10 protein-coding genes are annotated in these 13843 nt (G+C 73.8%); 5 read left to right on the top strand and 5 right to left on the bottom strand.

What is annotated here, in order from left to right:
* Nucleotides 1-18: 18 nt before the first annotated feature.
* On the top strand, nucleotides 19-1422 hold the full coding sequence (locus tag ACFRMQ_RS07240; RefSeq protein ID WP_380727879.1) for an MFS transporter: 1404 nt from the start codon (nucleotides 19-21) through the stop codon (nucleotides 1420-1422).
* A 74-nt stretch (nucleotides 1423-1496) separates the two neighbouring features.
* Here ACFRMQ_RS07240 and ACFRMQ_RS07235 read toward each other — a convergent pair whose 3' ends face one another.
* Nucleotides 1497-2021: a hypothetical protein gene (locus ACFRMQ_RS07235; protein WP_380727877.1), complete on the bottom strand. Its 525-nt coding sequence runs from the start codon at nucleotides 2019-2021 to the stop codon at nucleotides 1497-1499.
* 238 nt (nucleotides 2022-2259) lie between these two features.
* Here ACFRMQ_RS07235 and ACFRMQ_RS07230 point away from each other — a divergent pair, with 238 nt between their 5' ends.
* A complete protein-coding gene (locus ACFRMQ_RS07230) occupies nucleotides 2260-3750 on the top strand; it encodes a TolB family protein (RefSeq protein ID WP_380727875.1) in 1491 nt (496 codons plus the stop codon).
* A 153-nt stretch (nucleotides 3751-3903) separates the two neighbouring features.
* Here ACFRMQ_RS07230 and ACFRMQ_RS07225 read toward each other — a convergent pair whose 3' ends face one another.
* Complete coding sequence (locus tag ACFRMQ_RS07225; protein ID WP_380727873.1) at nucleotides 3904-5409, bottom strand: glutamate synthase subunit beta; 1506 nt, start codon at nucleotides 5407-5409, stop codon at nucleotides 3904-3906.
* Between the two features lie 214 nt (nucleotides 5410-5623).
* Between ACFRMQ_RS07225 and ACFRMQ_RS07220 the strand changes: the two genes are divergently transcribed.
* Together ACFRMQ_RS07220 and ACFRMQ_RS07215 are read left to right on the top strand one after the other, a co-directional pair.
* Nucleotides 5624-6304 (top strand): response regulator transcription factor, encoded by a 681-nt coding sequence (locus ACFRMQ_RS07220; RefSeq protein WP_380727871.1) that lies wholly within the window; start codon nucleotides 5624-5626, stop codon nucleotides 6302-6304.
* Nucleotides 6301-7743 (top strand): ATP-binding protein, encoded by a 1443-nt coding sequence (locus ACFRMQ_RS07215; protein ID WP_380727868.1) that lies wholly within the window; start codon nucleotides 6301-6303, stop codon nucleotides 7741-7743. The genes ACFRMQ_RS07220 and ACFRMQ_RS07215 overlap by 4 nt, the downstream gene beginning before the upstream one ends.
* A 149-nt stretch (nucleotides 7744-7892) precedes the next feature.
* Here ACFRMQ_RS07215 and efeB read toward each other — a convergent pair whose 3' ends face one another.
* The 3 genes from efeB to ACFRMQ_RS07200 form a co-directional block, all read right to left on the bottom strand.
* Nucleotides 7893-9218, bottom strand: coding sequence for an iron uptake transporter deferrochelatase/peroxidase subunit (efeB, locus tag ACFRMQ_RS07210; RefSeq protein WP_380727866.1), 1326 nt, complete (start codon nucleotides 9216-9218; stop codon nucleotides 7893-7895).
* Nucleotides 9218-11293: an iron uptake transporter permease EfeU gene (efeU, locus tag ACFRMQ_RS07205; protein WP_380727864.1), complete on the bottom strand. Its 2076-nt coding sequence runs from the start codon at nucleotides 11291-11293 to the stop codon at nucleotides 9218-9220. Before efeU ends, efeB begins: the two co-directional genes overlap by 1 nt.
* A gap of 241 nt (nucleotides 11294-11534) precedes the next feature.
* Nucleotides 11535-11861, bottom strand: a complete 327-nt coding sequence (locus tag ACFRMQ_RS07200) for a hypothetical protein (protein WP_380727862.1) — start codon at nucleotides 11859-11861, stop codon at nucleotides 11535-11537.
* A 407-nt stretch (nucleotides 11862-12268) separates the two neighbouring features.
* Between ACFRMQ_RS07200 and ACFRMQ_RS07195 the strand changes: the two genes are divergently transcribed.
* Nucleotides 12269-13843, top strand: a 1575-nt coding sequence (locus tag ACFRMQ_RS07195) for a cytochrome bc complex cytochrome b subunit (protein WP_380727922.1), incomplete at its 3' end; no start/stop codon positions are given.

The following is a 13843-nucleotide window of genomic DNA, read 5'->3' as shown; positions in this document are numbered from 1 at the left end:
GGAAGGGACCCCACCCGCGTGACCTCCGAACCGAGCCCGGCCTCCCGAGCGGACCAGCCCCCCGCAGTGGACCAGTCCCCCGCAGCGAACCCACCTACCGGAACGACCCCGCCTCCCGAAGCGGACCGCCCCCGCTCCCGCCTGCTGCCGAACACCGCCCCCTGGCGGTCCTCCCGGGACTTCCGCCTGACCTGGACCTCCGGCACCGTCACCCTGCTCGGCTCGATCTTCACCATGACGGCCGTCCCGCTCCAGGTCGCCGAACTCACCGGCTCGCCCCTGGCCGTGGGCGCGGTCGGTGCGGTCGAACTCGTCCCCACCATCCTGTTCGGCCTCTACGGCGGCGTCCTCGCCGACCGTGCGGACCGCCGCACCGTCGCCCTGGCCACCGAGGTCGCGCTGGCCGCGCTCAGCGCCCTGCTGCTGGCCAACGCGCTGCTCGGCACCCCCGCCATCTGGCCGCTCTACGTCGCCGCCGGGGTGGCGGCGGCACTCCAGGGCATCCAGCAGCCCTCACTCGAGGCGATGATCCCGCGGCTGGTGCCCCAGGACCAGTTGGTGGCGGCGGGCGCCCTGCTCTCGCTGCGCTGGAGCATCGGCGGCGTGGCCGCCCCGGCGGCGGCCGGCCTGCTGATCGCGACCGCCGGAGTCCCGGCCGCCTACCTGGTGGACCTCGGTACCTTCCTGCTCTCGATCGCCCTGCTCGCCCAGGTCCGTCCCGTGCCCTCGGAGCGGGACGCCGAGGCCCCGCAGCTCACCGAGTTCCTGACCGGCGCCCGGTACGCGGCCCGGCGGCCCGACCTCGTCGGCACCTACCTGGCCGACCTCGCGACCACCGTGTTCGCCCTGCCCACCGCGTTGTTCCCGTTCCTGGCCGCGGACCTGGGGGCGACCTGGGCACTCGGCCTGCTCTACTCGGCCGGCGCGGTCGGCAGCCTGATCGCCGCCGGGACCAGCGGGTGGACGGACCGGGTGCACCGGCACGGCCGGCTGGTCCTGCTCTCGGCCGCCCTGGTCGGCGCGGCGACGGCCACGGCCGCCTTCGCCCCCGGTCTGTGGGCCGTCCTGCTCTGCCTGACCGTCGCCGGTTTCGGCCACTGGATCGGCGACACCTTCCGCAGCGCCATCTGGAACCAGTCCATCCCGGACGAACTCCGGGGCCGCGCGGCCGGGCTGGAGATGCTGATCGGCTCCGCCGGGCCCGCCCTGGGCGACCTGCGGGCCGGCGGGCTCGCCGCCCGGCAGGGCATCCGGGCGGCCCTGCGCACCGGCGGTCTGCTCTGCCTCGGCAGCTCAGCCGCCCTGTCCGCCGCGATCCCCGCGCTCTGGCGCTACGACCAGCGGACGCGCCACGACCAGCGGGAGCAGGAACACCAGCAGGTGCCCCTGACGAAGCCCGCCCGAACGGAACCCGCCCCGTGACTCACCGGCCCCGTGACTCACCGGTCCCGCCGGACTCCACCGAATCCCGCCGAACCAGCCGCACGAACCACCGCTCACTCCGGGACCAGCGCCGTCGCATGCCGATCGATCAGCTCCTCCAGCCGCCGAACGTCCTCGATTCCACGCTTGGGCAGCATGGTCAGCACCCCCGTCTCCTCGCTCCCGCCCAGCAGCAGCAACAGTCCGGGCGTCTCCAGGTGGTACCGCTGCTCCGGCCAGCCCAGCTCGGTGACGGAGTCCTCGTTCTCGACGACCACCCCGTAGTCGTCCACCAGGACCCGGAACTCGCCCTTGTCCGCCGCCAATCGCGTCACCCGCCGCAGTTGCAGCCGGGGCGGCGCGAGCAACAGCAGCAGCGCGCCGAGCATCAGCACCCCCGGCAGCGGCCCCGCCCATCCGGCAGCCCCGAGCAGTGCCGAAAGCACCGCCGGGCAGGCGGCGATCGTGTACCGGCCCCGCCGTGCCCGGCGCCCGGCCGCCGTGTGCCGGTCCCACGCCGCGCGGGCCTCCCGGAAGTCCGCGGCCGTCGGGGTGTAGCGGACCTCGACCGACGCCGCCGTCCGCCCACCTGCGCTCATGCCGTCACTCTCCGACCCCCGTACGCACATTTCCTGACACCCTTGCCGCGCGGATCGTAGCAAAGACCGTACGTATTCGATCCGATCGTGTCATGGGCTCACCGGCCCGAATGCGCCGCTCCCGGCGCACAACCGTTGACCGGCCGCACCGCCCGGAGGTTGGCTCACCCCGAGCCGGCCGACGGGGAGTTCGGCGCACACCGCCGATGCGGCACGGCCGATCCGAGAAGGGAACCAGATGTCCCGTATCCGCCGCCCGCTCCGCGCGGCCTGCGCCCTCGCGGCCGCCGCGCTGGCCACCGTCATCGCCGCCCCCGCCCAGGCGGCTCCGCCCCGACCAGCGCCGCCCCGCACCACCTCGGCCCAAGCGGCCCCGACAGCCCCGACAGCCTGGCCGGGCGCCCGCACCGAGCGCGTCTCCGTCGGCCCCGGCCAGGCACAGTCCACCGGCGCCTCCCGGAGTCGCGGCCTGAGCGCCGACGGCCGCTACGCCGTCTTCACCTCGGAGGCCGCCGACCTGGTGCCCGGCGACACCAATGCCAAGTCCGACGTCTTCGTCCGCGACCTGTGGACCGGCCACACCGAGCGGGTCGACACCGGCCCGGGCGGAGCCCAGGCCGACGGCGACTCCTACGAAGCCGCCATCAGCGGCGACGGCCGCTACGTGACGTTCGGTTCCACCGCCACCAACCTCACCCCCGGCGCCAACCTCGGCTACGAGAACGTCTACGTCCACGACCGCTGGACCGGCGACACCAGCCTCGTCAGCGTCGGCAGGACTCCCGGCGCACCGCAGACCGGCAAGCTGTCCGGCTCCCCCTCGATCAGCTGGGACGGCCGCTACGTCGCCTACCAGTCCAACCGCGGCGACCTCGCCCCCGACACGGTCACCTGGTTCGGCGGCAACATCTACGTCACCGACCGCTGGACGGGCGACGTCCGCCTGGTCAGCATCGGCGCGGACGGCAAGGAGGCAGACGCCTCCTCCGCCGCTCCGGAGATCAGCGCCGACGGCAGCACGGTCGTCTTCATCTCCAAGGCCACCAACCTGATCGGGCCGGGCCAGGCCGGCGCACTCTCCCCGGCCGCGGTCGCCTCGCTCAAGGCCGGCTCCGACCAGGAGTTCGTCGCCGGGTCCTTCCGGCACGAGTCCCGCGCGGAGCTCCTCAAGCCGCGCCTCTACCCGCTGTACGCCCGCGACCTGCGCTCCGGGCGAACCAGCCTGGCCAGTTCGGACGGCCAGGGCGGCTACCGGGGCGCGGCCAGCCCCTCGCTCAGCCCGGACGGCCGCTACGTGGTGTACACGTCCTGGGTCCCGAACGGCGGCTCCTCGTGGGACCGGCACTTCGAGGTCTACGCCCGCGACCTCGAACAGGGCACCGACACCCTGGTCAGTGCCGGCCTGCCAGGGACGACCACCACCCTCGACTCCTACGGCGGCCGGATGACGGCCGACGACCGGTGGGTCTACTTCAGCTCCCTGGCGGCGAACCTCGTTCCCGGCGACACCAATGGTGCCGAGGACGTGTTCCGGCGCGACCTGTGGACCGGCCGGACCGAGCGGGTGAGCGTGGCGAGCGACGGTTCGCAGAACACCGGCGCCTCCTCCGGTCCGTTCGTGGACGCCCTCGGCACCACGGTGGTGTTCACCTCCTCTGACGGCACCCTCGTCCCCGGGGACACCAACGGCGTCGACGACGTGTTCCTCCGCCGCCTGCCGCCGCTCTGACCCCGGCCCCACAAGCCGACGGCCCCACAGCCCGACCACCCCACACGGCAACCCCACGGACCGACAGCCTCACAGGCCGACGGCCCCACGGACCGTCAACCACACAGACCGTCAACCACACGAACCGACCGCCGGGCGCGGGCGCTCCCGGACTCACACCGTGAACGCCCGCGCCGAGGCCCTGATCGGCTCCGGCAGCTCCGTCCACCCGCGCAGGTACCGGTCCACCGCCGCCGCCACCGCCCGGCCCTCCGCGATCGCCCACACGATCAGCGACTGTCCGCGTCCGGCGTCCCCCGCGACGAACACGCCCGGCGCCTCCGTGGCGAAGCCGTCGTCCCTGGCCAGCGTGCCCTCCGGCGCGGTGGCCAGGCCGAGTTGGGCGAACAGCCGTGGGTCCGGCTCCGGTCCGGTGAAGCCCAGCGCGAGCAGCGCGAGCTGGGCGGGGAGCCGCTGCCCGGTGCCCGGCCGGGGGCTGCGGTCGGCGGGTTCGGCCTCGGCGAAGCGAACGGCGGCGAGCCGGCCGTCCGGGCCCGGTTCGAAGCCCACGGTGGTCGCTTCGAACACCCGGGGGCCCGCCTCCACCGCACCTGATTCCTCGTGCGAGGTGGTCTCCCGGTACACCTTGGGGTGGCCCGGCCAGGGCTGCCCGGGTGCCCGGCGCCCCGGCGGGCGCGGGTTGATGTCCAGCTGGGTGACCGAAGCGGCGCGTTGGCGCAGCGCCGTCCCCAGGCAGTCCGCCGCGGTGTCCCCGCCACCGACGATCACCACGTGCCGTCCCTCGGCGGACACCGGCGGCGCGGGGCAGTCGCCTTCGTCCACCCGGTTCGCCCAGGTCAGGTACTCGATCGCCTGGTGCACCCCGGACAGTTCCCGCCCCGGGACGGGCAGTTCCCGGCAGGCGGTGGCACCCACCGCGACCACCACGGCATCGTACCCGGCCCGCAGTTCCTCGCCGGGGACGTCCCGGCCGACCCACACCCCGGTGCGGAACTCTGTGCCCTCGGCCCGCAGTTGGTCCAGTCGGCGCTCCAACCGGTGCTTTTCCAGCCGGAACGGCGGGATGCCGTACCGCAGCAGCCCTCCCGCGCGGTCGGCCCGCTCGTACACCGTGGTGGCGTGCCCGGCCCGGGTCAGCTGCTGGGCGGCTGCCAGCCCGGCCGGGCCCGAGCCGATCACCGCGACCCGTCGGCCGTCGGCCCGCCCGGGTGGCCGCGGCCCGTCCCAGCCCTCCTCCCAGGCCCGGTCGGCGATCGCCAGCTCCACGTCCTTGATCGTCACCGCCGTGCCGTCGATCGCCAGCACGCAGGCGCTCTCGCAGGGCGCCGGGCAGAGCCGCCCGGTGAACTCCGGGAAGTTGTTGGTCGCCAACAGCCGCGCCGCGGCCGCCCGCCAGTCCGCACCCGCACCCGCACCCGCACCCGCACCCGCACCCGGCTCCGCCACCAGCCGGTTCCACTCCGGCACCAGGTTTCCCAACGGACAGGCACTGTGGCAGAACGGCAGCCCGCAGTCCATGCACCGCCCCGCCTGCACGCCCACGACCGGCAACAGCGGGCCCGGCCGGTACACCTCCCGCCAGTCCCCCAGCCGCTCCCGCGCGTCCCGCCGCGCCCGCTCCGCGCGCGGGGTGGTGAAGAAGGCCATCCGGTCTGCCATCGCGGCCTCCGGCAGGGCGTGCCGACTCGAACCGGCTCCTCTCCTTCGGATCCTGCCGGAAGGACGGGGGCCTGGGCGCGCCCGGCGGCGCGCCACCGTACGGCCACCGTACGCCCGCGAAGCACCGCGCGAAAGCGGCGGCCGTCCCCGATCACCCGCCGTGGCCCCGGCCCCGCCGGGAACGGTCGTGAGCACGCCAGGAAGAATCTCCGCCATGACCCACACCGTGCTGATCGCCGAGGACGACCGCGCCATTCGGGACTCGCTCGCCCGCGCCCTGATGCTGGAGGGCTACCGGGTGCGGATCGCCGCCGACGGCACCCAGACGCTGGCCGTCCTCGCCGAACAGCGCCCCGACGTCCTGGTGCTCGACGTGATGATGCCCGAGCCGGACGGTCTGGAGGTCTGCCGTCGGCTGCGCACCGCCGGTGACCGCACTCCGGTGCTGATGCTGACCGCCCGGGTCGAGGTCCCGGACCGGATCGCCGGCCTCGACGCCGGGGCCGACGACTACCTGGTCAAGCCCTTCGACGTGGACGAGCTGTTCGCCCGCCTGCGCGCCCTGCTGCGCCGCCGGCCGCCCGAACCCACCGCCGAGGTGCTGACCATCGCCGACCTGCGGATCGAACCGCCCGCCCGGCGGGTCTGGCGCGCCGGGCGGGAGCTCGAACTCTCCCGCACCGAGTTCGACCTGCTGGAGCTGCTGGCCCGGAACACCGGCGCCGTCCTCGACCAGGCCACCCTGTACGAGCGGATCTGGGGCTACGACTTCGGCCCCGGCTCGAAGAACCTCGCCGTCTTCATCGGGTACCTGCGCCGCAAGCTCGACCGCCCCGGCCTGGCCCCGCTGATCCACACCGTCCGCGGCGTCGGCTACACGCTGCGCGAGCCATGACCGGCCCGGCCCGCCGCCTCTCCCGGTTCCCCCGACCGGCCCGCCGCCTCCCCCGCCTCCCGCACCTCACCCGCCTCCCCCGCATCCCGCGCCCGGGCCTGCGCACCACCCTCGCGCTCGCCTTCGCCACGATCGCCGCGCTGGTCGCGGTGGTGATCGGCACCCTCGGCTACCACGCCGCCGCCCAGCTGATCTGGGACGACGAGACCGCCGACTTCGGCGCGGCCGTCGACTCCGTCGGCCGGCAGGTCCAGCGAGAGGTCCTCTTCCCGGGCGACTTCGCCGGCCCGAGCGGCCTGAGCGCGGACCTGGTACGCCCGATCCGGGTCACCACCCAGTCGCTCGACCCCGACGGCACGGTGCTGCCCGGCACCGCCCGGCTCGACCTGCCCCTGGTCCCGGCCGACCAGGAGCTCGCCCGCGCCGAGCAGCCGGGCGGCACCTCGATCGGACTGCGCCACCAGCAGGGCGAGGGCTACCGGGTCGCCGTGGTCTCACTCGGCGGGCGGCGGGGCGCGGTCCAGGTCATCCAGCAGGTCGGGCCCACCGAGGCGCTGCTGACCACCCTGCGGACCCGTACGGTGGCCCTGGTGGCGGTCGTCGCGGTGCTCGCCGGCGCGGCCGGCCGGCTGCTCGCCGGGCGGATCACCGGGCGCCTGGTCCGGCTCACCGCCGCGGCCGAACTGGTCGCCGCCAGCGGGCGGTTGGACGTCCAGGTGCCCGCCGCCGGAACGGACGAGGTGGGCCGGCTCGGCCGCGCCTTCGACCGGATGCTGGCCCGGCTCGCCACCGCCAAGGAGAACCAGCGCCGGCTCGTCCAGGACGCCGGGCACGAGCTGCGCACCCCACTGACCAGCCTGCGGACCAACCTCGCGGTGCTGCCCAGCCTGGACCGGCTGCCACCCGCCGAGCAGGCCGCGCTGATGTCCGATCTGGCCGAGGAGGCGCGGGAGCTGACCCAGTTGGTGGAGGAACTGGTGGCCCTCGCCGCGGACCGCAAGGCGGACGGGCAGCCGACCGAGGTGGTGCTCGCCGACGTGGTCCGGGAGGCCGCCGCCCAGGCCCGGCGGCGCAGCGGCCGTCAGATCGTGGTCGACGCGGACGCCACGGTCGTCACCGTCCGGCCGGACGCGCTGGCCCGCGCGGTGGGCAACCTGCTGGACAACGCCGCCAAGTTCGACCCGGCGGGGACCGGTCCGATCGAGGTGGTGGTACGCGGCCCGCGGGTGGAGGTGCGCGACCGCGGCCCGGGCATCGAGGCGGCCGACCTCGACCGGGTCTTCGACCGCTTCTACCGGGCCACCGCCGCCCGCAGCCTGCCCGGTTCCGGACTGGGCCTGGCCATCGTGCACGAGGTGGCCCGCTCGCACGGCGGGACGGCCTTCGCCGGCAACCGGGAGGGCGGTGGCGCGGTGATCGGCTTCACCCTCGGCTCCTGAGGGTCCTTCCCGACGACGCGGACGGGCCCGGGTCCTCCCCGACGACCCGGAGCCTCCCCGGCGACCCGGCCCCTTCCGGCGGACGCGGACGGGCCCGGAGCCTCCCGGCACCGGGCCCGCCGCGGCGGACGCCGTCGGACCGCCACCCGTCAGACGGCCGCCAACAGCCTCCGCCCGAGCCAGTCGGCGTCGTCCTTCACCCCGGGCAGGACGAAGAAGTACCCGCCGCCGGTCGGCGAGATGTAGTCCACCAGCGGCTCGCCGATCAGCCGGGTCTGGGTGGCCTCGAACTGCCGCACCACGTCCTGCTGGTAGCAGCAGAACACCAGGCCCATGTCCAGGTTCCCGGCCCGGTCGATGCCCCGGTCGTAGTTGAAGCCGCGCCGCAGGATGCGCGAGGTGTCGGTGTCGGCGGTGCGCGGGTTGGCCAGCCGGATGTGCGCGTCGAGCGGGATCGCCTTGCCCTCCGGGTCCTTGGCGTAGTCCGGCGCGTCGGTCTCCCGGGCACCGTCCAGCGGTGCGCCGGTGTCGCGGCGGCGGCCGAACATCTTCTCCTGCTCGGCCAGGGTGACGCGGTCCCAGAACTCGATCAGCATCCGGATGATCCGGATCACCTGGTAGCTGCCGCCGGTCGCCCAGGCGGGCTCGCCCGTCCCGTCGGTGACCCAGATCAGCCGGTCCATCTCGCGTGTGGAGGCGGTGTCCGGGTTGGCGATGCCGTCCTTGAAGCCGAGCAGGTTGCGCTGCGCGCCGTCCGGGCGGGACTCGCTCTGGAAGCCGTCGATCCGCCAGAGGATCTGCATCGCGCCCCGGGTGTGCCGGGTGATGTCGCGCAGCGCGTGCAGCACGGTGTCCTGGCGGTCGGCGCAGATCTGTAGCGAGAGGTCGCCGTGCAGTTCGGCGGCCTGGAGGTTGTCGTTCGGGAAGGTCTTCATCGGCGCGAGCTTGACCGGCTTGGCCTGGGCCAGCCCGTAGCGGTCGTCGAAGAGCGAGGCGCCGACACCGACGGTGACGGTCAGGTGGTCGGTGGGGACGGTCGGGCCGAGGATGCCGCTGTCCGCCGGCGGCGCGCCGACGCCGAGGTCCGGCGGGGTGCCGCCGGTGGTGAGGAAGCGGATCCGTTCGGTGAGGGTCCGGAACAGCGTCTCCAGGCCCTTGCGGTCCTGGGCGATCACCTGACAGGAGACGAAGGCCGCGAAGCCCGGGGCCGCGGTGGTGATGCCGGCCTGGTGGTCTCCGTGGAACGGCACCGCCCCGCTCTTCTCCTGCTCGCCGTCCCCGGCGGCGGCCGGGCCGGCGCCGAGGCCGAGGGCGCCGCCGGCCAGCACGGCCGCCCCCGCGCCGGCGCCGAGCGCGGCCCGCACGAAGCTGCGCCGGGCCGGTCCTGCCGGGCAGCCGCCCGGGGCGGTCGGTTCGGCGACGGCGGCGGTGTGCGGGAACGGGCAGGAGCCGGTGGCTGCGGTGTGGTCGGTCATCAGGCGGCCTTCCGGATCTCGAGCAGGGCGGGGACGGGGGCGAGGTCTTCGAGCAGTTGGCCGGTGGCCCCGTTCAGCCGCCGGCGGTCGTCGGCGGGCAGCCGGTCGACCGGGGTCCAGCCCTCGGGCTGATGGGCGGCGGCGACCAGGTCTCCGACGCGCTTCATCCCGGCGTTCACCCGGACGAGCACCTGTGGGTCCCGTTCGTCGAGCAGCGGCTGGAGCAGGGTCAGCAGTTCCTGGGTGCCGGTCAGGTTGGCCTGGGTGGTGGCCAGGTTGGTGCCGCTGCCCATGTCGGTGTCGCCGGTCAGCTCGAACCGGAGGGTGTTCTCCAGGATCTCGTGGGCGCGCAGCGGCAGGTCTCCCGGGGCGAAGTCCTGCCCGGGGAAGTCGTGCGCGAGCTGGGCGACGTCCTGGGCCAGCCCGTCGGCGACGGGCGTCAGCTCGGCGGCGGACTGGCCGTGCCAGAGTCCGTACTCCAGCCGCAGGAAGCCGGTGAAGCCCGGGTCCCGCTCCTTGCCGGCGAGGCCGTCCGGGCGTCCGTCGATCTTGCCGTCGAGGTCGGCGAAGGTGCCGTACGCGGCGCCGAGCGAGGCGTACTGGAGGTGGGCGGTGAGCCAGTCGGTCCTGGCGGTGGCGAGGTCGCCGGAGCGCACGTCGGCCTGGAGCTTCCCGCTCTCCGTCACGAGCGTCGCGAGTCCCTGCTCGACGTACGCCTTGTAGCTGTCGAGCGGCGCCTTGAGGTCCTCCTCGGCGACCGGCTTGACGGCCTTGACCTCGGTGCCGCCGCTGACGTGCACGGCGGCCGAGGTGACGGACTTCCCGCCGGTGGGCACGCAGCGCCAGGCGTAGTCGCCGGAGCCGATGGTGGCGGTCAGGGCGCGGGTGGTGCCGGGGGCCAGGCCCTCGATCTCGCCGTAGACGGCGCCGGTGGCCGGGTTGACCAGGTAGACCTCGGAGGCCTTGTCGCCGGTGTTGTGCATCTGGAAGACCTGCTGGCCGGGCCGCGGGGCGGCGAAGCCCTTGCCGCAGTCCTGTTCGGAGACGGCGACGGTGGCGGAGCCGTCCTGTTTGCCGTCGCTGATCGCGATCACGGCGCCGGCCACCACGACCGGGACGGCGATCGCCGCGGTCGGCAGCACCCAGCGCGGCCGCCCGGCCCGCGCCGGCCCGCCCTCAGCGCCGACGGACCCGCCCGGGGCAGCGGCCTTCTCCGCGGTGGCGGGCTTCTCCGTGGAGGCGGCGGCCGCCGGAGCGCTCCCGCCGCCCCGGACCCCCTCGACGAACAGCGTCATCACGACGCCCAGGTACGCGACGTAGCCGACGACCTGGAGCACCGTCATGGTGACGGTCAGGTTGAGGGTGCCCTGGACCAGCGTCGCGTACCAGGACGAGGCGTCCAGGTGTCCGCTCAGGTCGAAGGCGTACGAGCTGCCGCCGCCGATCAGCCCGGACTCCTGGAGGTCGCGCAGCCCGTAGCCGAGCACGCCCGCCGCGACGACGATCAGGCCGACGCCGGTGATGGTGAAGAAACGGGTGAGGTTCATCTTGAGGGCCCGCCGGTACAGCCCCCAGCACAGCCCGGCCGAGAGCACCAGGCCGACGGCCGCGCCGATCAGCGGCCCGGTCGACTCCCCGGCGGTGCGCACGTTGGTCCACAGGAAGAGCGAGGTCTCCAGGCCCTCGCGGGCGACCGCGAGGAAGCTGGTGAACACCAGCGCGCCGGCGCCCATCGCCAGCGAGGCCCGTACCTTCTCCTTGATCTCGGCGGAGAGGGTGCGCGCCGAGCGCCGCATCCAGAACACCATCGCGGTGACGAAGCCGACCGCGATCAGGCTGAGCACCCCGCCGAACGCCTCCTGGGCGTGGCCGGAGAGGTTGGCGGCGGTGAAGGTGAGCACCGCGCCGAAGCTCAGGCTGAGCGCGACGGCCGCCGCGACTCCCGTCCAGACCTGTGGCAGCCGGGCCTTCTGGTCCGCCCGGACCAGCGTGGCGATCAGGATCGACACGATCAGTCCGGCTTCCAGGCCCTCGCGCAGCCCGATCAGGAAGCTGGGAAACGCCTCATCCCACATGCGGCGGGCTCCTCCCCCGGGTCGGCCCGGGTCGTTCACCTGTTCTCGGCCCCGTCGCGGTGGCGGTGGGGCGGCGACAGCCGAACGCCCTGGACACTACGGTCCAGGGCGCCTCGGCTTAGCTTAGGCAAACCTTAGAGCCGGCCGGGTCAACAGAGCCCCCGGCGAAGGTAATGATTCGGTATGAGCTCGCCCGCGCACCGGTCAAACCGGCAGGTGGGGGATCGTCAGGAGGCCCGCCTCACCCCCACCACTGCTCCGGCACCGCCTCCGGCTCGGCCGACTCGGGGACCGTCACCGGTTCGGCGGAACGCACCAGCAGGTCCCCCTCCTCCGTCCCGGCGACCAGGTAGCCGCACTCGCGCAGCACGACCGCGGCCGCGCCGCTCAGCGCCGCGAGCGCCTCCCGGGACGGCGGCCCGCCCGGCTCCGCGCCCGGCGTCCAGCCGACCACCACGCCCTCGGGGTGACGGTCGATCCACAGCGGTGAGGAGCCCGGCCCGGTGTCGAACCCGGCGCGGGCCAGGGCCTCGGTGACGTCCTCGAAGAGTTCACGCTGATCCACCATTGGCGCAGCGTAGGCCCCGGACCGCGCGGCCCCCGGACGCGGCGCGCGACGAAACGGTTCAGCGGCACTCGACCGCAGCATCGGCACCCGTTGGGCCGACCGGGGGCCAGCCGATCGGGCGTCAGAGCCCCCGTCCGGCCCGACACGCACGGCCGGACGGGCCGATGGACGTGCACAGTCGGCCCCCTGCCGACAGCATGACAGAGTAAGCGCTCCATCACCCTGAGCAACGGGTCCCGCGGAGCACCTGGTCCGCGCGCCGGTCCGGCCGGCGGACCCGTATCGAGAGGTCCCATGATCACAACACTTCGCCGGCCGGCGCTCCCGCCGGCGGGCCTCCAGCCCGGCACGCCGAGGACGCCGGGGAGCCCGTCGTGAGAGCCGACCAGCAGTCGCAGCCGGGACCGGTGACCACCACGCGCGCCGAGCCCGCCAACAAGGCCGAGGCCCTGGCCGACTGGACCGACGGCCGGCTCGGCATCTACTCCCTGGCCAAGTCCAATCTGCGCAAGATCTTTCCCGACCACTGGTCCTTCATGCTGGGCGAGATCGCGCTCTACACCTTCGTCATCATCATCCTGACGGGCGTCTGGCTCACCCTGTTCTTCAATCCGAGCATGGGCGAGGTCGTCTACGACGGGGCGTACGTCCCGCTCAGGGGCATCTCGATGTCCGAGGCCTACAACTCGACGATCAGGATCAGCTTCGACGTCCGCGGCGGCCTGCTGATGCGCCAGATCCACCACTGGGCCGCCGTCGTCTTCATCGCCTCGATGCTGACGCACATGCTGCGCGTCTTCTTCACCGGCGCCTTCCGCAAGCCGCGCGAGATCAACTGGGTCTTCGGCGCGCTGCTGTTGATCCTCGGCATGTTCGACGGCTTCATGGGCTACTCGCTGCCCGACGACCTGCTCTCCGGCACCGGCATCCGCTTCATGGAGGGCGCCATCCTGTCCGTCCCCATCGTCGGGACGTACCTGCAGTTCTTCATGTTCGGCGGCGAGTTCCCGGGCACCGACATCATCCCGCGGCTGTTCACCGTCCACATCCTGCTGATCCCGGGCATCATGGTGGGCCTGCTCGCGGCGCACCTGATCCTGGTCTTCTACCACAAGCACACCCAGTTCGCCGGGCCCGGCCGGACCAACCAGAACGTGGTCGGCATGCCGTTGATGCCGGTCTACATGGCCAAGGCGGGCGGCTTCTTCTTCCTGGTCTTCGGCGTGGTCGCGGTGATGTCGGCGATCGCCACGATCAACCCGATCTGGGCGTACGGGCCGTACCGTCCGGACCAGGTGTCCACCGACGCCCAGCCGGACTGGTACATGGGCTTCTCCGAGGGCCTGGTGCGCGTGATGCCCGGCTGGGAGATCAGCGTCTGGGGCGGCCACACCCTCAACCTCGGGGTGTTCGTCCCGCTGATGGTCTTCCCGACCGTGCTGCTGGTCATCTGGTGCTACCCGTTCCTGGAGGGCTGGATCACCGGGGACCGGGGCGAGCACCACATCGCCGACCGGCCGCGCAACGCGCCCGTCCGCACCGGCTTCGGCGTGGCCTGGATGAGCCTCTACCTGATCCTGCTGGCCGGTGGCGGCAACGACCTGCTGGCCACCCACTTCCACCTCTCGATCAACGCCATCACCTACGCGGTGCGGATCGGCTTCTTCACCGTGCCGGTGGTCGCCTTCGTGGTCGCCAAGCGGTGGGCCATGGGCCTCCAGCGGCGGGACCGCGAGAAGGTGCTGCACGGCCGGGAGACCGGCGTCATCAACCGGCTCCAGCACGGCGAGTTCCTCGAGGTGCACGCCCCGCTGCCGCAGGGCCGGCTCCACACCCTCACCTCGCACGACCAGCCGCAGCCCTCCGACCTGCCGCCCGAGGTGGACGAGAACGGGGTGGCCCGCAAGGCCGGACTGTGGACCCGCGCACGGGTGAAGCTCTCCCGCGGCTTCTTCGGCGAGGGCAGCCAGATCGCCAAGCCC

Source organism: Kitasatospora sp. NPDC056783 (genome assembly GCF_042789895.1).
GTDB lineage: Bacteria > Actinomycetota > Actinomycetes > Streptomycetales > Streptomycetaceae > Kitasatospora.
The sequence above is the reverse complement of the archived record's forward strand: the minus strand, read 5'-3'. Positions and strand labels throughout refer to the sequence as shown.

Bases quoted from the DNA above. Each gene is read 5' to 3' on its own strand.
- ACFRMQ_RS07235 (WP_380727877.1), bottom strand. From the start codon at position 2,021: ATGAGCGCAGGTGGGCGGACGGCGGCGTCGGTCGAGGTCCGCTACACC.
- ACFRMQ_RS07230 (WP_380727875.1), top strand. From the start codon at position 2,260: ATGTCCCGTATCCGCCGCCCGCTCCGCGCGGCCTGCGCCCTCGCGGCC.
- ACFRMQ_RS07225 (WP_380727873.1), bottom strand. From the start codon at position 5,409: ATGGCAGACCGGATGGCCTTCTTCACCACCCCGCGCGCGGAGCGGGCG.
- ACFRMQ_RS07220 (WP_380727871.1), top strand. From the start codon at position 5,624: ATGACCCACACCGTGCTGATCGCCGAGGACGACCGCGCCATTCGGGAC.
- ACFRMQ_RS07215 (WP_380727868.1), top strand. From the start codon at position 6,301: ATGACCGGCCCGGCCCGCCGCCTCTCCCGGTTCCCCCGACCGGCCCGC.
- efeB (WP_380727866.1), bottom strand. From the start codon at position 9,218: ATGACCGACCACACCGCAGCCACCGGCTCCTGCCCGTTCCCGCACACC.
- efeU (WP_380727864.1), bottom strand. From the start codon at position 11,293: ATGTGGGATGAGGCGTTTCCCAGCTTCCTGATCGGGCTGCGCGAGGGC.
- ACFRMQ_RS07200 (WP_380727862.1), bottom strand. From the start codon at position 11,861: ATGGTGGATCAGCGTGAACTCTTCGAGGACGTCACCGAGGCCCTGGCC.